Genomic DNA, 18,420 nt, shown 5'->3' with positions numbered 1-18,420 from the left:
GGGCTTCCGCCCGCCACCGGCCTGGCCCCGCGGCGTGGTGGTGGTCGTGTCCGACGCCGACGGAGCTGTGGTGTCAGCCACGGTCCACTCCTTCTGTTCCTTCGATTCCTTCTATGGATGCGATCAGCTCGTGGTCGTGCCAGCCCACCGGATGGTCGGCGACGACCCGCCCGTGAAAGAGGACCAGCACGCGGTCGCAGCGGCACAGGTCGTCGATCTCGTCGGACACCACCAGCACCGCCGCACCGTCCTCGCGCGCACTGTCCATCCGCGCGAGCAGCGACTCCTTGGACTTCACGTCGACGCCCGCCGTGGGGTTGATGAGGACGAGCAGCCGCGGATCGGACGCCAGCGCCCGCGCCATGACGACCTTCTGGGCGTTGCCGCCCGACAGGTCGGACACCGGCTGCTGCGGCCCCTCGGCATGGATGTCGAGGCGGGTGATGAGCTGCTGCGCCTCGGCGCGCTTGCGGTAGGTGGACACGAAGCCGTACCGGCCGAGCCGCCCGAGTACGCTCATCGTCGCGTTGTCGCCGACGCTCATCCCGGGCACCAGCCCCTGGTCGTGCCGATCGCGCGGCACACACCCCACACCCGCCTTCAGAGCCGCCGGTACGTCGCCGAACGGCATCCGCCGCCCGTCGAGTTCCGCGCTGCCCGAATCCGGGGCGTACAGACCGGCGAAGGTCTCGGCCAGCTCCACCTTGCCGCTGCCGCTGCTGCCGGCGAGGCCGACGACCTCGCCCTCGCGGACGGTCAGGCCGACGTTCTCGTACGCCGTCGAGCTCAGCCCGGTGACCCGCAGGCGCACCGCCGCTTCGGCGGGGACGTTCGCCCGCGCCGCGCTCTCCTGCGCCGTGACGGCCTCACCCGCCATGGCCTCGACCAGGGCGGCGCGCGGGAGTTCGGTGACGGGGGCGGTGGTGATCCAGCGGGCGTCGCGGAGCACGGTGACGGCCTGGCACACCTCGTACACCTCCTGAAGGTGGTGCGAGATGAACAAAAACGTCACGCCGGATTCCTGAAGCGTCCGCATGCGGGCGAAGAGCCGCTCGATCTCCCTGTTGTCGAGCTGGGCGGTCGGCTCGTCGAGGATGATGAAGCGCGCGCCGAACGACAGGGCGCGGGCGATCTCGACCATCTGCCGGTCCTCGACCTTGAGGTCGCGGATGCGGGCGTCCGGGCCGACGCGTACGTCCCAGGTCTCCAGCAGCTTCGCCGCCTCGGCGCGCAGCCGCCGCCAGCTGATCAAACCGCCGCGGCGGGTGGGCTGCCGGTTGATGAAAAGGTTCTCGGCGACCGTCAGTTCGGGTACGACGGTGGGCTTCTGGTAGACGCAGGCGACCTTGGCGCGCCACGCGTCCCGGTCGGTGAGCGCGGGCGCGGCCCCGCCGTCGAAGTGGACGGTGCCGGCGTCCGGCGCCTGGAGGCCGGTGAGGATGGTGACGAGGGTGGACTTGCCGGCGCCGTTGCGGCCGACGAGGGCGTGGGACTCACCGGGCATGACGGTCAGCCGGCCGTCCTGGAGCGCGGTGGTCGGACCGTACCGCTTGGTGATGCCGGCGGCCTCGACGAGCGGAACCGGTGGCCTGGTGTCTGTAGTCACTTGACCGTGTTGCCCCACAGCTCGGGGTCGTCCACGTTCTCCTTGGTGACCAGCGGCGCGGGCAGCTGGTCCTCAAGCATTCCGTTGGGGTGCTCGACGATGACGGAGTCGTGGTCGGTCGGGCCGGGCTTGAAGGTCTTACCCTCCATGGCCGCCTTGATGTAGTACATGCCGTACTTCGCGTACGTGTCGGCCGACTGGGAGACGGTCGCGTCGATCTCGCCCTTGCGGATCGCGTCGAACTCCTGCGGGATGCCGTCGTTGGAGACGATCGCGATATGACCCGGCTGCCCGGCCTTCTTGAGCAGATTCTTGCTCTTGAGGGTCTGGAGGGTCGGGGCGAGGTACACGCCACCGGCCTGCAGATAGATGCCCTTGATGTCCGGGTTGGCATTCAGGAGGGTGTCGAGCTTGGACGCGGCGGTGTCGGACTCCCACTTCGCCGGAATCTCCAGGACTCTGACCTTCGGGTGGTTCTTCTTCACGCACGTACGGAAGGCCTCCGAGCGCTCGCGCCCGTTGACCGAGACGAGGTCACCCATGATCTGGACGACTTTGCCGCTCTTCACGGCCTCGCCGAGGAACTGGCATGCCTTCTCGCCGTACGCGATGTTGTTGGCGCGCACGATCATCGCGGCCTTGCCCTTTTCGGGCGCGACGTCGACGGCGACGACCGGTACGCCCTTGCGCTCGGCCTGGTCGAGGCCGGCGGATATCGCGGCGCTGTCGAGCGGCGCGACGACGAGACCCTTGACGCCCTGGTTGAGCTGGTTGTTGATGTCGGTGATCTGCTGGGCGGGGTCGCTGTTGGAGTTGACGGTCTTGAGTGCGTCAACCTCCTGCGACGTGGCCATCTTCGGCACGTAGTCGTTGTACGACTGCCAGAACGGCGAGGTCAGCAGGGGCAGGATCACCCCCACCTTCCCGCTTCCCTCTACGCCCCCACTGCCGCCTGCCACTCGGTCCTTGGTGCTGCCGCAAGCGGCGAGCGCCAGCGAGGCGCAAACAGCCAGCGCGCCCGCGCGCGCCGCTCTGGTCCTGTTCCGCACTGTCCTGCCAGTCATCAGACGGCTCCTCACCGAGGCAGCTACGGATGGGTGGTGCGGCATGGTCCGCCTCGGGCCGCGTGGCATATTTATCAGACCTTTGAGCCCACGGGACACCCATCGGGCACCATTTTCCCGAGAAAACCGGCACATTGATCCGATGTATCGAGCTCCAAGAGCCCTGAACGAAGCGGTACGGGGAGCACTCGCCCTGGTCCTGGAGGGGCCTACGTCACTGTCCGGCTCGGGCTGCCGGAACTCTGTGCCGACGGCGCCGCACTCCGGTGGCGGGGGGCCGCTTGGCGGGGTGGCCGGGTCAGCGTGATCTGCCGGACGAGTTGCTGGAAGCAGGCCAGAGCGGCGAATGAGGGCAGCGAGGCCGCTGCCACGTCGACGAGGGTCCGAGGAGCCTGGGAGACACACAGGAGTATGGAGACGGCGGAGAAGAGCAGCACGACGGTCCAGGAATGCACAGCGCGGCGCCGGTGGAGGGCGGCGCGCAGGATGGACAGGGAGGCGACCGTCCAAGGCCCGTAGACGAGCAAGGGCCACCACCTGACCGCGCCCCCGGACGTGCGGTACTTGGCGAGGTGGCGCAGCGGATCGTAAGCGACCATGCCGCCGAAGACGCAGACCATGGAGACGACGACGGCGGCGAGCGCGGCCAGGAAGAAACTGGCCGTCTGCAGCCCGCTCGCCAAATGTCTGCGCGAGGGGGCGCGGCGACGGCGAGAGGGCGCGGAACGCAGGGGCGGCAGTTCTGCCGTGATCTGCGCCAGGCCCGCAAGCGGGGCGTCGGGATCTTCGGTGACCGGAGATTCACCGAAGACAGGGGACGAGGGGGCGGCGCTCGCGTCGGTTTCGATGGCCTCTTTCAGCAGATGGGCGAGTTCCTCCGCCGGGTCCCAGTGCCCTTCCAGCGCACCGAGGGGGGATGCAAGCTGGTCCCCGATGTCGACGTATGGATAGGCGTCAACCGCATCCATCGCGACCTCAGCAGCGTCCGGGCGCGAGGGCGGCCGGCTGTGGCGGCCGCGCGCCTCAGGCATGAACGCGCCGCCCTGTCTGCTGACCGACAGGTCCGGCGGAGCCTTCCACGGTGCTCGACAGAGTGACGAACTCGGCCTCAATGCTTCCCATTTCCTTCAGGAAGCTTTCGAGGATCGAGGACGAGTACCTCAAGACGACGCACCGGTCATTGTCGTGCAAGGTTGCGTTCGCTTCGCGAGCGAAGCGGACACGGGTCGGCGTGAATACCCACTGCCCCATCCGCACGGCGGCGGTGCTGACATCACTTCCGGCACTGATAGAGCGGCGCGCGGGCGTGTCCAGCCGCTTTGTATTGGTCATATTCCATCCAACAGCGCATGCATTAGGCAGGATGCGCGGTATATGGGTGGTGTTGTCACTCATAGATAGGCTTGCCCGAATTGATCACCGGCTCGGCGGCACCTGAGGTGTACGGTGCCCCTCCCTCTGCCCCCAGCCGAGACGTTGCCGGCGCCGTTACCGGGGACCGGATTCGCGCGAGCGGATGAGGCGTGGGGGGATGGACGGCGGCCGCAAGCGGCGGCGAACCGTCATCAACCTACGACGCACACCGCCCACGGACGGCGAGCCTATTCGGAACGCCAGAAGTGCGCCGGGGGCGCACCGAGGCATGTATGAATTTCACCAGTGCGGACCGCCGCGCGCCGGTCAGCGCGAGGGGAGGGGTCGGGGCCCTAATCTGCCAGAACTGACATACCGCCCCGAAAGGAACACCCTGTGGCCTCTCGACTCAACCCGTACATCAGCTTCGACGGCAACGCCCGGCAAGCCATGGAGTTCTACAAGGAAGTCTTCGGCGGCAGCCTGAGGATGAACACGTTCGGCGACTTCGGCGAGAAGGGTGCCGGAGATGCCGCCGACAAGATCATGCACGCCATGCTGGAGACCGACAGCGGCTTCACTCTCATGGCCTCCGACACCCCTCCGGGGATGGAGCACAAGCCCGGGAACAACATTTCCGTGAGCGTGAGCGGGGAGGACGCCGACGAACTCCGCGGCTACTGGGACAAGCTCTCCGGCGACGGCACGGTTTCCGTCCCGCTGGAGAAGCAGATGTGGGGCGACGTCTTCGGCATGTGTACGGACCGCTTCGGCATCGTCTGGATGATCAACATCAACCAGCAGCAGTCCTGAACGACCGGCGGCCGGCCCGGCCAGCGGCCCCAGACGCAGAAGGAGACCCCCACAGACGTGGGTTCTCTCTTGATCTCGCTCCGGGAAAGATCTGTTCCTGAGAACCGCGTCAGCCGGTCACGCGGTTGCCGGGTCCCTGGGAGGTGGGCACGGCGGCGCTCGGGACCGGATCGTACGATGACCGCATGAGCAGCACGGTGCAGCCGTCGAGCCGCCGCCCGGCCGGGCGCGGCTTCGTGCTCATCGTGCTCGCGGTGCTGGCCGGGGTGCTGGCGATGCACGGCCTTGGGCCGGGACTGGCTCCCAAGGCGTCGGCAGCGACCCATGCCCACGGCACAGTGATGGCCCACGAAGAGGCCGCCCATCAGGCAGTCGGGGACTGCTCGCACACCGATGGCGGCTCGGGCCACGTCAATCACGCGGACGCCACCTGCGCGGCGGCCGGTCTCAGCGCACCCTACGCGCCTCCCGGGCTGCCTGCGGCCCTCGACACCGGACCCGCGCCTGTGGCGTTGACCGGTAGTGCGGCGGGGGCCCCGGAGGTCGGTCGGGCGCCGCCCGACCTCGCTGAGCTGCAACTCCTGCGGATATAGAGCCGCCCGCCCGGCACCTCCTGGCCCGGCTTGGCCGGCACGGGGATGCCGCGCTCCGGCACATCCTCATTCCGCATCGGCGCGCGCCCGCTCAAGGCTGCGCATCAAGGAGTCGCACCATCATGATCAAGAACCGTTCCCTCTTCCGCCGCAGTGCCGTCGTCGTGGCCTCCGGCGCGGCCTCGCTGGTCCTCGCCGCCTGCGGGTCCGGCGACGAGAGCTCTGAAGGGCACAGCGGCCACACCTCCAAGTCACCGACCGCCTCGGCTTCGGCGCCGACGGCGCAGGGGCAGCACAACGCGGCCGACGTCGCGTTCGCCAAGGGGATGATCCCCCACCACCGCCAGGCCGTTGAGATGGCCGACCTCGCCCCCTCCCGCGCCGAGTCGGCCGAGGTGAAGCAGCTCGCCGCCGATATCAAGAAGGCGCAGGACCCGGAGATCAAGACCCTGTCGGGATGGCTGACCGCCTGGGGTGAGCAGGTGCCCGCCGAGGGGGCCATGGACCACTCCACCCACGGCGCGGGCGGAATGATGACGGCCGAGGAGATGGACAAGCTGGAGAACTCCTCGGGCAAGGCGTTCGACACCGCCTTCATGGAGATGATGATCAAGCATCACGAAGGAGCGGTCTCGATGGCCGGAATGGCGAAGACCGACGGGATCTTCCCGGATGCCAAGAAGATGGCGGACGCCATCATCGCCTCGCAGACCGCCGAGATCACCAAGATGAAGGACCTGCTCGGCAAGAGCTGACCGACCCGGCAGCGGGGTGCGGCGGGCCGCCCGGGCCCACCGAACCCCGCTGTCGTTTTCATGCCTGCTAACCCTAGCAATATACCCCTGGGGGGTATATTGCTGTAGTGTGGGCCACGGGACCGGGCCACACTGGGCGGGAATGGGGATGACAGTCATGGACCACAGCGCACACCACACCGGCACCGCTCACGACCACACCGGCACCGCTCACGACCACACCGCGCACCAGGCGGCCGGCGGACACGATGCGCACATGCACGGGGGCGCGTCCTGGGGGACGGCGGCGAAGGCGACGCTGCACTGCCTGACCGGCTGCGCCATCGGCGAGATCCTCGGCATGGTCATCGGCACCGCCCTGCTGTGGGGCAACGTGCCCACCATGGTCCTGGCGATCGCACTGGCGTTCGTCTTCGGCTACTCCTTCACCCTGTTCGCGGTCCGCCGGGCCGGCCTGGACTTCAAGTCCGCGATCAAGGTGGCGCTTGCCGCGGACACCGTCTCCATCGCGGTGATGGAGTTCGTCGACAACGGGATCATCGCCCTGACGCCCGGAGCGATGGACGCCCACCTGTCGGACGCGCTGTTCTGGACCGCGCTGCTGGGCGGCTTCGTCGTCGCCTTCTTCATCACGACCCCGGTCAACAAGTGGATGATCGGCCGCGGCAAAGGCCACGCCGTCGTCCACGCCTACCACTGACCACAGCCGCTCGACACCGAGACCGGCCGCACCGTGAAGGTGCGGCCGGGCGCGTTCGCATCCGGGGGCGTTAGCCGGCGATGCACTCGGGGCTTCCAGGCGGCCGCCCAGGTCTGCCGGCCCCGTGGAGACGGAGGCATCTTCATGTCCGCATCGTCAAGGACATGCTCGCCACCTACCCGGCCGGCCTCGGCGACATCAACCAGGCCAAGCTGACCCGCTGCATCGAGGAGTGCATTGCCTGCGCGCAGGCGTGTACGGCATGTGCGGACGCCTGCCTGTCCGAGGGCATGGTGGGCGAACTGGCCAAGTGCGTCCGTACCGACATGGACTGCGCCGACATCTGCACCCACCGCCGCGGTCCTCTCGCGGCACACCGGCTACGACGCCAACATCACCCGCGCGATCCTGACCGCCTGCGCCACCGTCAGCAGAGCCTGCGGCGACGAATGCGCCCGCCATGCGGACATGCATGAACACTGCCGCATCTGCGCCGAAGCCTGCCGAAGCTGCGAGCAGGCGCGCAACGACCTCATCACCTCACTGGGCTGACGCCCGCCCGCCATCCACCCCGCCCGCTGGAAGTCGAGCACACGCCCACAGGAGGTCCACAGCGGACGTGACGCTATGCTCCCCCGCATGACTGTGGCCCCGGCGACCCGTAGCGCGCCGCGGTCCCGCTCTCGTGCAGCGGGCCCGTGGCGAACGTGGGTGCTTGCCGCGCTGCTCCTCACGCTGATGTACACACACGGCGTAAGCGCGGAGAGCGCCGCAGGCCACGCCCACCTCGGGGCGCCGACCAATGCGGTAGCCCTCAACGTCCAGGCCCCGGTCTCCGCCGAATACGACCACGACGCCCCCGGCTCGCACTCCCACCAGCGCCACACCGACGACCACGAGGCTCCGGCACCCCAGCACGCGGCTCACGAGTGCGTGTCCGGCCAGCCCGTACAGGCCGCTGCGCTGTCGGCCCCGTGCGAGGCCCAGGCCATTCGGCCTCCGTACGCATACGTACCTGCCGCCGCCCGATCCGCTGTGGCCGACTGGTCGTCCCCGCTCTTGCCGGACTCAGCGGTCCTGCGGATTTAAATCACCGCGCTCCAGCCGGTCTGCGACCGCTGGCCCTCTCACACCGTCTCCCGCCTGCACGTCGGCGATGACTCGGCCATGCCTCCGCGGAGCCCTCTCTGCCCCCTGGTAGCGAAGCCCGGCGTGGAGCCACACCCGGTCTCGAGCTCCGTCGCGCCCAGGGGCGTCTGTCTCGGCGTGGCGCGCCCGTATCTCGCTGACAGCCCCAGGTCGCGATCCCACGTCTCCTGCACATCAACGAAAGGCCCGCTTTGTCCTCCTCATCCCGTCTCGCCCCGCCCCAGCCCCCAGCTCCGTCGCAGCCGGCCCAAAGCAGCCGCCGCGCCCACAGGAAGCGGGAAGCCTCGCTGCCCTGGCGCTACATCGGCTATGTCGGCTACTACGTAGGCGCCGGCCTCATCAGTGGCGCAGTCGTCCACCACCCCATGGACCCCACCCGCTACTCGCTGATCGCCGCGTCCGGAGTGCTGGTCTTCCTCCTGGCAACCGTCCTCAACGACATCATCCTCGCGTCCGAGAGGCAGCCCCTGTCACGCATGCTGCGCGTGCTCGGCACCTCGACGATGCTCTCGTTCGGCCTCGGCATGCTCAGCGGCGGCATGCAGCACTTCGCGGACCTCCCGGACCGTTGTGCCGTGCTGATACCGCTCGGGATCGTCCTGTCCTTCGTCGCCTTCTTCCTGAAGGAAGACAAGAGGCCCTGGCGGCGCATCTTCGGCCTCATGGGCCTGGCCGTCCTTGTAGTCGCGGCCCTCACCTTCCTGGGCCTGCGCCACATCGCTCCGACCATGGCCGAGGGGTCCGGAGGTGGACACAGCCACGGCGATGTCGTGCGCGAGAAGGGAAGCGACGAAGGCCAGGACGGTGACCACGGCGGCGACACCACCAAGCCGGCCTCCCAGCCCACCCCCTCTCCGAAGGACACCCAGCCGAGCAAGGAGCCCGGGCACGACGACGGACACCAGCACTGAGCCGGCCTGCTTGCGCGCGCGTCCCGGACGGTCGCGCCCCTCGGGGTGAACGATTCAGCGCGGCTGTGGGATCTGCTCGCGCAGGCGGCGGCGCCCGTAGCGGGTCACACCGCGCGGCTTGAACACCGACAGGGCGGCCGCCGTGAGCAGCACCAGCAGGGCGGCGGCCGCGTCCGCGATCAGCTGGATGCGCATGCCCTCCAGTTCGCCGCCCGCGAGCGCGGCCCGGGCGGCCGCGTCGGCGAGGTGGCCGACCGGCTGCATGTGGACCAGCAGCAGAAGGGTCGCGATCACGGTGATCAGCAGTTTCGCGATGACCCAGTGGTGGCGCAGTAGTCCCCACACCGTCCCGAGCGACTGCACCGCTCCCGTCAGCAGGGAGGCGACGCTGAACGGCACGATCACGTACCAGCCCACCACGTCCATGGCCAGGTAGGCGCCCCGCACGGTCTGGGGCGCGCTGCTGGTCAGCCCGGCGATGGCGAGGGCGAGGAAGACCGCGACCGCGCCCAGCCAGCCGACCGAGGCGGTGACGTGGAGGGTAAGGGTCAGCTTCCGCAGCCGCGGCGGGAACGGGGTCACGGCGTGTGCCCCGCCATGCCGCCGCCGGCCAGGTGCACGATCACGAACACGGCGACCAGGACGACGGCGATCGCCGCGGACACCTTCACCCAGCGCGGCGCCCCCTCGCCATCAGCGTCGTGACGATTCGGTGAGCCTGCCATGACGCCCTCCACGAATCCGGGTGCGGGTCGCGAGAGAACCACACCCGTTTTTCGAGACACACTGTCTCTACCAAAGACCGAGTGTATCGTCCGTGGACGTCCGTATCCTGGGTGGGTGCCGAAGCTGTGGAACGAGACGATCGACGCGCACCGCGCCGCCGTACGTGAGGCGATCCTGGACACCACCGCGAAGCTGGTGACCGACGGCGGCCTGCGGTCGGTGACCATGTCGCAGATCGCCGAACAGACCGGGATCGGCCGCGCCACGCTCTACAAGTACTTCTCCGATGTCGAAGCCGTGCTGCTGGCCTGGCATGAACGCCAGGTCGCCGGCCACCTCCACCAGCTCGCGGGCATCCGCGACCAGAACGGCACGGCCGTGGAGCGTCTGACGGCGGTGCTTGAGGCGTACGCGGGCATCGCCCGCCAGCGGCACGGCGGCGAACTCGCCGCCCTCCTGCACCAGGGAGAGCACGTCACCCACGCCGAGCGGCACCTGCACGGCATGCTCCAGCACCTGGTCGCCGAGGCCGCCGAGGCCGGTGACCTGCGCTCCGACGTACCACCCGCCGAGCTCGCCCAGTACTGCCTCCACGCCCTGACCGCTGCGGCCACCCTGACTTCTCAGGTGGCGGTGACCCGCCTGGTCACCGTCACCCTCGACGGTCTGCGCCCGGTTCCGCTTTAACCAGCGAGCACAAGCGAGCAGAACGGAAGGCCCGGTCCGCCGGTGAGGACGGAGAGAGAACGGGTCAAGGCAGCGTGGATGGCCTGGTGCTGCTCGTCGGTCAGCCCGGCCTTCTCCAAGGCGGTGAGAGCGGTCAGCCGCTTCGCCCACGGGGCGAGTTCGGTCTCATCCCGATGCTGTCCGAAGGTGGTGGCATTTCGGGCGCCCTGCGTCCCGTGCGTGTCCACTGGATCTTGTTCCGGGGCTACAGCGAGGGCCGCCACGGCTTCCGCGACGGCCCTTGCCGTTACGTTTTCGCTGGGCGAATCGTTTCTGCAAGACCACTGCGTGGTGGGGCGGGTGGGACTCGAACCCACGGCCGACGGATTATGAGTCCTTTGATGATCGTGTCGACCCTTGTCACTATTGCCTGATCTTCGCCTTTTCCTCAGGTCAGAAAGCATCGCTATGTTTGGCCTTTGTAGATCCTTCGCGGTCTGAGTCGGTCCTTATGTCCCCTCGCTGTCCCCTGAGCGGCCCCAAGGGCGGCCGTTGGAGCTGGCGTCCCGTAAGTCATGCCAGTTCGCGGGGTGGATAGCGACTCCTGCGCAGCGGAGTGCCCTGACCCGTACCTTCCAGGTGCTCCTCCGCCGGGCCGACATCCGCCGCATCCGCTTCCACTACCTCCGCCACATCACAGCAACCCTCCTCCTCGAGCAGGGCGTCGAACTCGTCGTCATCAAGGAGCTTCTCGGCCACGCCCACATCGGCGTCACGGCTACCGTCTACGCCCACGCGGCCTGGTTTTTTTTCCGCGCATATACGCGTTTGCGCCGGTGGTCGGATGACCACCGGCGCAACCACGACCTACGACGGAAGGATCGCCGGCCAGGAACTGCACCGCCGCACTTCTATGCTCGCCTGCAGATTCTCACGTGCAGGGGCTCGTTCAGTGCCCGCCTTCGGCGAACTCCAGGAACACGCGAAGTACTGCCTCCAGGTTGCTAGGCCCTCCCGCCCCCTGAAACTTGCGCCCGTCGCTCGACGCATTGACCCAGTCGTCGTCGGTGCGATCTTCCTCGTAGGAAAAGGATCTTCCCTCCAGCTCGGTCTGCTCAAGGTCGACAACGACGAGCCATCCGGGGTTGTCGAGTGTATCGATGTGCACCCCGTACGAGTGCTCCCAGTCGCCATCGCACTGTTGGCTATACCATTTCTCGAGTCTGGCAAGAAGTGAATCTGACATCATCGGATCCTAGCCGGTATTTCCCATGACTCCGCAGGCCTTACGTCTCGGCCGGGAAGATTTACATGCGGAGTCGGAATGGACGTCTTTGTCTTCTTGTCGTAGTGAGGCTGCCCCTTCACGTCCACTCGCTTTCCCGGAATGAACGGCCGAGGGTCTCGCGGATCTTCTGGGCGCACCCACTCCTGATAGTGATCGATGTTCCCGGTCGCACCGTCCCTGCGGAACGTCGTGTGCGGTCCTTCGGCATCCTCGTCCGGGCAGAGGTTTTTTACCCGCGCATTGTGGACGAGTATATCTTGACCGCCGATCCCGACGTAGTACGTATGGAAGTCCGCGACAGTGAGGTTGTAAACGGTGGCTCGCTGCGCCCAATGCTCAACTGCAGCAATCTCAACATTGGTGCCGCTATTGGTGCGGAGCTGCTGGCCAGCCCGGAGGTCGACGGCATCGAGCCACTCGCCCAGCTCGGGGACCCAGAAGGGGTGGCCGTCGGTTGCCGTGACCGAGGCGGTCTCTTCGCCCGTCTTCCCGTCAATGTCGATGGTCACCTTGGTGAGGTGCTTTGCGCCCTGACCCTTGATCTCCGCGGTGACCGTTTGAATCCGGGTCTTGCCAGCCTCCGGATCGGTGGCAACAACTTCGTCGCCGATATCTACATCCTTAATCGACTTTGCTGTGCCGTCAGCCATCAATATCTTGGTGGCTGGTAGGAAGCTATTACACGAGTCGGCCGCATCAGCGGCTTCTCCCGCCGCATCGTCCAGTCTTTCGGCTTTCTTCTTGTTCTTGTACCAAGAATAGAAGCCGTTCGTAATTTTCTTCAGGAGACCCCACACGCTCTTTGCAAGGTCAATACCCTTCTGCCATTTGAGGCTGAATCCGTACTTTACGGCGAGCTTCCCAGCGAGTCCACCGACGAAGCTAGTGGCAACATTGACGATGGTTGAGCCGCAGGCTCCGAGGCTGCCTGTGGTCAAGCAGTCCAGCGCGTCGGTGATGCCCAGCTCACGCATTGCGATGTCCGCGAGCTCCTTGGCGGCCGCTATCGCACGTTGCTTGGCGGCCTCCGCACGTCGCCGGGCGGCGTCTGATTCTCCCTGGGCCTGGGTGGCCTCATGCTGCTTGTTGACCGGCGTCTTGGTCGTCGGATAGGGAGTGTGATGCGGAGAATCAGCGGGCAGGGGGGTGTGGTTGACGCCGTTGATGTCCCTGGTCGGGCAGTCGACTTCTGCGCACAGGCCAGTGGGGTCGGACTGGGTGACGGGGTTGTTGCTGGCGTACGCGTACCCGTTGATCTGCTGCGGGTTCGTGAAGTTGATGATCGGGTCGGCTGAGATGAACCGGCCGTTCTCCGGTTCGTACTCACGTGCCCCAATATGAGTAAGTCCTGTCGACTTGTCGATGGGCTTCCCGAGGAATCCCTTGTCGTCTATCCATTGTTTCGAATCATCGCCGCGCTCGCTGCCGAAGGGATCCATTCGTCGACGGGTTGTGTCTCCCGTGACTGCATTGATCGCGATCTCGGCGGTGCTGTGGTGATCGGAAGCAAGGAACTCCACACCGTTCTTGGTCCTTAGGGCCACCGTCTCGGAACCAAATCCGTAGTAGCGCATTCCGGTGACCGTCTTGGTAGTGGCATCCAGGCGCAGATCCATGCCGGGCAGGTAGAACGTCGTGGCGTGGGGCTCCTTTCGGAGAACCCGCTCACCCTCGGCGTCGTAGGCGAAGGTTGATTCCTCCGTGCCTTGCATCGACTTGGCTAGTTTGCCTTCGATGTTCCAATCGAGGTCCTGGGTATCGCCGTTGAGGATGCGCTTGTCGGTATTGCCCGCACCGTCATAGGTGAAGGTGTCCTGAGAGTGAACCGCTGGACTCTGCCCACTCTGTGGGACGTCCTGGACCATCTTGGTGAGCATGTGCGGGCCGCCGTCGCCAGCCTCGCCCGCCATGCCGTCCTGGTCCGCATCGCCGTAGGAGTACGTCCGGGTTGTAGCACCCGAGCCGCCGACGCCGTGGAGAACCTGCTTGCTTCGGTTTCCTGATGCGTCATATTCGAAGGAGTGCCAGTAGGGGGCCGGACCGCCGATGGCACTCGGCATCGGAGCAGTCGCACACGCGCTGTTGCCCTTGGCAGAACCGACTGCGCCGTCGGACGCGTTAGCCGTGGACCAGGCACTGGAAAGCCGCGACTGCCAGTCATGGGTGAAGCACTGAACATCGGCCTGACCACCGGTCGGTGTGTCGGCGATGGCAGTGACGTTGCCTGTGGCGTCGTAGGTGTACCGCGCGTCGTAGGTGACGGCAGACGCGCTCTCGCGGTCGACGCGTGAGCGTGTGAGGCGGTCGGAGCCGCGCTCGTACTCGTATGTCAGCCAGGTCTTCTTGTCCGAGGATCCGCCCGTGGTCAGCTCCAGCTGCTGGAGCAGGCTGGTGGGCGAGTACCGTGCTGCGTTCACGTACGTGCTGCCGAGTGAAGTTTTCAATTGCGTCGGACGCTGGAGCTCGTCATAGACGTAGGAGACCGTCTCGGCCGGCAAATCGCCTGCGGCAGGGAGACCCGCTGACTGGATCGTGCCGTCACGGTTGTACTGCATGGAGTACGCGTAGGTGCCGTTGAGCTCCGGTGTGGACGAGCCCGCCAGCGTGTGGTTGATCTTTGTCGGCTGGTACATCTCATCAAGCTCGGCGATGACCGTGCTGGACTGTACGGCGCCATTGGCGTACCGGTAGGCACCGTGCACCTCGCCCTTGGCGAGCTTGTCGTACGTCGACAAAGTGAGTCGGGTGCCTGTGTCCGGCTCGCCCTCCCATGTGGAGAGCGTGCGGCCGAGGGCGTCGTATTTCGTCGACCTCTTGCCCTTGGCGTCAGTGACGGAGGTCAACCGGTCCAAGGAGTCGTAGGTGTAGCGCGACTTACCGCTGTCCGGATCGTCGGCGTCGGTCTTCATGCCGAGCTGGTCGTAGCCGTAGGACCAGGTGTTGCCCGCAGCATCCTTCACCGTTTTGAGCTGACCAGCAGGCGTGTACGTGTAGCTGATGGCTTCATAGTCGGCGGATGTGCCACTTGGCAGTGGCTTGTCTCCCTTGTAGCGGCGGATGTCGGTCGTGCGTCCGCGCCCGTCGGTGATGGTCGTCGTCGGAGCCTGGCCGACCGGCGGGTCAACGTGCATACGGTCACCGCCGTAGGAGTACGTGGTGCGCCACTTTTCCTCGCCCGCGACCTGGAAAATGCTGGCCGTCGTACGTCCCACGCCGTCGTACTCAGTGCGGGACTGGGCGTCGACATCACCGTTGACGGCCTGGAACAGCAGATCGCTGGGCGCGCCAGACGTGTAATAGTCCGTGTAGGTCTTGGCGATTCTGCCAAGGCCGTCGTAGAAGGTGTCAGCGACCATACGGCCGCCGCCGGAACCCTCTGTCTGCTCCTGGCGAGGCCTCAGTAGGCCGTCGTAGAGGGTGTATTCAGCTCCGTAAGACCCGTCGTTGGAGATCTTCTCCGTTTTGACGGTGACCGGAGCGTTCTTGCGGACCAGGTAGCTGTACTTGATTGAAGGGGAGAGTTCCGCCTTCGGGCGGTCCGGCATCCACACCGAGGTGAGGCGGCCGAGCGCGTCGTACTCGAAGTCGGTGCGCTTACCGTTCATGTCGATCTTCGCCGACGGTTGGCCCCATGCCGCGTTGTACTCGGTGGTGGAGACCCAGTTCAGCGCGTTGGTCTCGGTCTTCTTCGTCGTCAGGCCGTTGGTCTCGGTGTAGGCGACGGAGGTGATGTTGCCCGCCGCGTCTGTGACCTTGGTGAAGCGGCCGTAGATGTCGAAGTCGGTCGGTAGGGACTCGGTGACGGTGCGGTAAACCGCCGTGGTGCCGTCGTGAGAGGCAAGCTTCTGGACCTTGGTGGTGTCGCCCTTCGTGGGCGCCTCACCCAGCCCCTTGCCGTCGTAGAAGGTCCGGTCGTCGGAGATTACTTGGGTCTTCCGGTCGACGGGGTCGACGCAGGAGACCGCTACCTTCTCCACCCGGGAGACGGCCTCGAGCATGTGCGAGGTTGTGTTGTCGGCGTACTCGGTGCGGGTGCACTGGTTGTCGGCGCCATTGCCGACCTTGCCGTAGTCGTCGACGTTGGTGACCCGGCCATTGGTGGAGTCGTATCGCGTGGTGCTCTTGACCTCCTGCCAGCCGCCGCCCTCAAGCGCCGTATATGTGCTGGTGGTCGCCGGGCGGGTAAACCACGCCTTGCTCGTGCCCCAGCTTTTCACCCGGGTCGCCGTCGTGCGCGTCCATGGGGTAGCGATGCTCCTGGTGACGATCTTGTCGGCGGTGTACGCGCCGTTGTAGGTCGTGGTTTCCAGTTCGAAGCCGGACCGTTCGTCGCTGTCAGGGTGCGCAACGCCTTGCGAGTCCGTGACCGTGCCGCCAAGTCCCCGCAGGAAGACGTGCTCACTGCGGGTGTTGGACGCGCTGACGGTGCCGTCGGAGTTGGTCACCCGGACCTTGCCGTATCCACGCCAGTCGCTGCGCGTGCGGTACTCGGGGTCGCTGATCCCGTCCGGCTTCGGAGTGTTCCAGCCTGCGCTACCGAGGTAGTCGTAGGTGTTGACCATGTCCGGCGAACCGCCGGTGAGGTCGGTCTGGACCACGCGGTCGACCACGTATTTGTGGAACCAGTCAGTGATCGGCTCTGTCACGCCCGGTGGGTTCCACTTGACGGGATAGCACCGCTTGGTGGAGGAGTCGGCCGCGGGCAGGGCGTCTGCGGTGCACTCGGCGTTCGCGTAGATGATGTCCAGCTGGCCACCGGTGTCGTTGTCGACGGCAGAGAGCCGGAAGCGGTTCATCGCTTGAATGTTGTCGTCGGCCTTGTCCACCCGGTTGGGGAGCTGCTGGCCGAGAAGTTCGACCGACGGCATGGTTGCTGTGGCGGCACCGACGTGTCCGGTGTGGTCGATGTTGTTCAGCCACAGCGACTTGGATCCGTCACCATTGTCGGTGTAGAGGTGCGTGAACTTCCAGGAGTCCACGTCGCTGTATGCAGTGCCGGAGCGGATCTGAGTGGTGACTTTGTTCAGCTTCTTGCGGGTCCAGAACGTTGGAGAGTTCTGGCCCGCGCACTTCGTGTCGACCTTGCAGTTGCGGTCCCACGGAACATCCGGCCAGCGCGTGGCCGTAGTGTCGGTCAAGTCGGCGGGTTCACAGTCCGCCGCTGCGCCGATGCACCGCTCGTTGACCTCGAAAACGACACGGCCTGCTGCCGGGGCAGTGTAGACATTCCCGTCCCGCTGGCCGTAGTCGATCCTCTTGAGGTAGCCGCCGCGGGTGTACGGCTTGCCGTTCTCCGTGGTCTTCAGGCCCTGGGTGTAGTAGTTGGTTTCCCGTCCGTAGGAGAACGACAGCACGTTGCCGTGCGGGTCCTTCACATAGTCCAGGTTCCAGCGCCATGCCTGATTGCAGTGGGCGTTGGCGAGGGTCGCGTTGTAGCAGGGCTCGCCTGCGTCGTCCCCGTAGATCGGAAGAGTCCAGGTGGAGTTGGTCTCCTCCTTGCCCGTGGACCAGCCGGGCAGCCGGTCGAGGCCAAAGGAGTACTGGGTGCCGTCGGTGGTGGTGATCCGCCAGTGCTCTCCGTTGTCATCCTCATTGGCGCCATCGGTGAGGTGCTCGACCTTGGAGTTGTCGTCGGTCGAGATCCGCCACTTGCCGGTGGTGTCATCCTTGATCAACTCGCCGGAGGGGCCACCTGCGAGCTGAATGGTGGCGTTGTCGTACGCCCAGCACTGGTCACCGTTGGTGTCGGCGTGGCCATCGTCGGCGCAGCTCTTGTAGCGGCGTTCGATGAAGCCCGGCTCGTAGCCGAAGCCCTCGCCGATCCAGGAGCCCTGGTTGTTGGTCGCCGCCGTCTGGCCGTCCACGGACTGCGAGTTGTAGCCGAAGGAGACCGTCGGAGCCAGTCCGCCCGGGACGGGTGGGGTTCGCAGAGGGTAGCTCCAGTTGAAGGCACCGGAGGAGTTCGAGACGCTCCACTCCGCTGAAGGCGACAGAGGAGTGGCGCCATAGGTGCCCTTGTCGCCAGAGGAGTCGGCGACGGCCGCGACCATCGTCGAAGCCCCGGCGCTGCTGGTCTCCGTGCGTGCCAGTTGAGTGTGGACGCCGTTGTTCGAGGCCGCGATCGGAACGTCTGCTGTCAGCGTCTGCGCATCGGCGTCATTTCGGCTGTGCAGTTCACGAGGCGTGGAGCACTTCTTCTTCTCCGGTGTGGTGAGCAGGCATTCCGGGTATTGAACGAACCGCAACCGGGACCCGTAGTTGCCGCCGTATGCGCTGGCGAAGTCGGCGTAGTCGAGTTTCAGCTGGGCCGCGCCCTGCTGGTTCTCGTTGTCGGTGCGGGTGACGCTCAGCAGCACCCCATCGATGCCGGCAGCCTTCGTCTTCTTGCGGCTCACTACCTCGACTTGGACCGAGTCGGGGGTCGGTCTGGACTTCGTGGCCTTCTTCGGCGGGCCTACCAGGAGCGGCAACCCGTCGACCTTCGCCGGCTTCTTGCCGATATGTATCTCATCGGTGCCCGGCTTGGGCCACACCACCTTGGTGGGTCTCGTGACTCGGGCGTTTTCCGCCGGGTTCGCTTTGTGCTTCTTGTACTTGGCGTTCTTGCCGCGAACCGGGTCGCCCATGTCTTGCAGGCCGGGACGCTCGAGTCCCTTGGCCTCGGCCGTTGGCACGTACTGCGGCAACAGACCGATGGTCAGCGCAACGCCGACCGAGAGGATGACATGGCGTCGATTCAAGCGGCTCTGGAACGGTCTCGCAGACCGGAACCAGGCTGGCGTGGACATAAGGAGCT

Annotated in this window: 16 protein-coding genes and 2 pseudogenes; 9 read left to right on the top strand and 9 right to left on the bottom strand. The window is 66.3% G+C overall.

From position 1 onward, the window contains the following. Positions 1 to 73: 73 nt before the first annotated feature. The 4 genes from J7E89_RS23085 to J7E89_RS23070 all read right to left on the bottom strand — a co-directional run bounded on the left by J7E89_RS23085 (position 74) and on the right by J7E89_RS23070 (position 4,065). On the bottom strand, positions 74 to 1,606 hold the full coding sequence (locus J7E89_RS23085) for a sugar ABC transporter ATP-binding protein (RefSeq protein ID WP_214976289.1): 1,533 nt from the start codon (positions 1,604 to 1,606) through the stop codon (positions 74 to 76). Continuing rightward, entirely contained in the window at positions 1,603 to 2,670 is a 1,068-nt protein-coding gene (locus tag J7E89_RS23080) for a sugar ABC transporter substrate-binding protein (protein ID WP_214976288.1), read from the bottom strand. Before J7E89_RS23080 ends, J7E89_RS23085 begins: the two co-directional genes overlap by 4 nt. Positions 2,671 to 2,879: 209 nt before the next feature. Then, the gene (locus tag J7E89_RS23075; protein WP_251060950.1) at positions 2,880 to 3,701 is read right to left on the bottom strand and encodes a DUF2637 domain-containing protein; all 822 of its coding nucleotides are present in this window, start codon (positions 3,699 to 3,701) and stop codon (positions 2,880 to 2,882) included. Then, complete coding sequence (locus J7E89_RS23070) at positions 3,694 to 4,065, bottom strand: hypothetical protein (protein ID WP_214976287.1); 372 nt, start codon at positions 4,063 to 4,065, stop codon at positions 3,694 to 3,696. The genes J7E89_RS23075 and J7E89_RS23070 overlap by 8 nt, the downstream gene beginning before the upstream one ends. 354 nt (positions 4,066 to 4,419) lie before the next feature. Between J7E89_RS23070 and J7E89_RS23065 the strand changes: the two genes are divergently transcribed. From J7E89_RS23065 to J7E89_RS23035, 7 genes and pseudogenes are all read left to right on the top strand, one after another. Further along, positions 4,420 to 4,836 carry a VOC family protein gene (locus tag J7E89_RS23065; RefSeq protein ID WP_214976286.1) on the top strand — a complete coding sequence of 139 codons (417 nt, stop codon included), beginning with the start codon at positions 4,420 to 4,422 and terminating at the stop codon, positions 4,834 to 4,836. 185 nt (positions 4,837 to 5,021) lie between these two features. After that, entirely contained in the window at positions 5,022 to 5,429 is a 408-nt protein-coding gene (locus J7E89_RS23060; RefSeq protein WP_214976285.1) for a DUF6153 family protein, read from the top strand. A gap of 122 nt (positions 5,430 to 5,551) precedes the next feature. Continuing rightward, on the top strand, positions 5,552 to 6,184 hold the full coding sequence (locus J7E89_RS23055; RefSeq protein ID WP_214976284.1) for a DUF305 domain-containing protein: 633 nt from the start codon (positions 5,552 to 5,554) through the stop codon (positions 6,182 to 6,184). Positions 6,185 to 6,341: 157 nt separating this feature from the next. Then, positions 6,342 to 6,884: a DUF4396 domain-containing protein gene (locus J7E89_RS23050; protein ID WP_214976283.1), complete on the top strand. Its 543-nt coding sequence runs from the start codon at positions 6,342 to 6,344 to the stop codon at positions 6,882 to 6,884. A gap of 164 nt (positions 6,885 to 7,048) precedes the next feature. Then, positions 7,049 to 7,436: pseudogene (locus J7E89_RS23045) on the top strand (four-helix bundle copper-binding protein). Positions 7,437 to 7,523: 87 nt separating this feature from the next. Beyond that, entirely contained in the window at positions 7,524 to 7,973 is a 450-nt protein-coding gene (locus tag J7E89_RS23040) for a hypothetical protein (RefSeq protein ID WP_214976282.1), read from the top strand. Positions 7,974 to 8,224: 251 nt separating this feature from the next. After that, on the top strand, positions 8,225 to 8,944 hold the full coding sequence (locus tag J7E89_RS23035; RefSeq protein WP_214976281.1) for a hypothetical protein: 720 nt from the start codon (positions 8,225 to 8,227) through the stop codon (positions 8,942 to 8,944). Between the two features lie 54 nt (positions 8,945 to 8,998). Here the strand turns inward: J7E89_RS23035 and J7E89_RS23030 are convergent, their stop codons facing one another. Together J7E89_RS23030 and J7E89_RS23025 are read right to left on the bottom strand one after the other, a co-directional pair. Then, the gene (locus tag J7E89_RS23030) at positions 8,999 to 9,526 is read right to left on the bottom strand and encodes a hypothetical protein (RefSeq protein WP_214976280.1); all 528 of its coding nucleotides are present in this window, start codon (positions 9,524 to 9,526) and stop codon (positions 8,999 to 9,001) included. Then, positions 9,523 to 9,669, bottom strand: coding sequence for a hypothetical protein (locus J7E89_RS23025; protein WP_214976279.1), 147 nt, complete (start codon positions 9,667 to 9,669; stop codon positions 9,523 to 9,525). The genes J7E89_RS23030 and J7E89_RS23025 overlap by 4 nt, the downstream gene beginning before the upstream one ends. A 115-nt stretch (positions 9,670 to 9,784) precedes the next feature. Between J7E89_RS23025 and J7E89_RS23020 the strand changes: the two genes are divergently transcribed. Further along, a complete protein-coding gene (locus J7E89_RS23020) occupies positions 9,785 to 10,357 on the top strand; it encodes a TetR/AcrR family transcriptional regulator (protein WP_214976278.1) in 573 nt (190 codons plus the stop codon). Here J7E89_RS23020 and J7E89_RS23015 read toward each other — a convergent pair. Continuing rightward, positions 10,354 to 10,584 carry a hypothetical protein gene (locus J7E89_RS23015; RefSeq protein ID WP_214976277.1) on the bottom strand — a complete coding sequence of 77 codons (231 nt, stop codon included), beginning with the start codon at positions 10,582 to 10,584 and terminating at the stop codon, positions 10,354 to 10,356. The genes J7E89_RS23020 and J7E89_RS23015 overlap by 4 nt on opposite strands. Before the next feature lie 370 nt (positions 10,585 to 10,954). Between J7E89_RS23015 and J7E89_RS41020 the strand changes: the two are divergent. Further along, positions 10,955 to 11,344: pseudogene (locus tag J7E89_RS41020) on the top strand (tyrosine-type recombinase/integrase); the annotation flags it as partial. Here J7E89_RS41020 and J7E89_RS23005 read toward each other — a convergent pair. Together J7E89_RS23005 and J7E89_RS23000 are read right to left on the bottom strand one after the other, a co-directional pair. After that, positions 11,286 to 11,582: an immunity 53 family protein gene (locus J7E89_RS23005; protein WP_214976276.1), complete on the bottom strand. Its 297-nt coding sequence runs from the start codon at positions 11,580 to 11,582 to the stop codon at positions 11,286 to 11,288. The pseudogene J7E89_RS41020 and the gene J7E89_RS23005 overlap by 59 nt on opposite strands. After that, positions 11,582 to 18,412 carry a polymorphic toxin-type HINT domain-containing protein gene (locus J7E89_RS23000; RefSeq protein WP_214976275.1) on the bottom strand — a complete coding sequence of 2,277 codons (6,831 nt, stop codon included), beginning with the start codon at positions 18,410 to 18,412 and terminating at the stop codon, positions 11,582 to 11,584. The genes J7E89_RS23005 and J7E89_RS23000 overlap by 1 nt, the downstream gene beginning before the upstream one ends. Positions 18,413 to 18,420: the final 8 nt, after the last annotated feature.

Source organism: Streptomyces sp. ISL-100, from assembly GCF_018614615.1.
Taxonomy (GTDB): Bacteria; Actinomycetota; Actinomycetes; order Streptomycetales; family Streptomycetaceae; genus Streptomyces.
The sequence above is the reverse complement of the archived record's forward strand: the minus strand, read 5'-3'. Positions and strand labels throughout refer to the sequence as shown.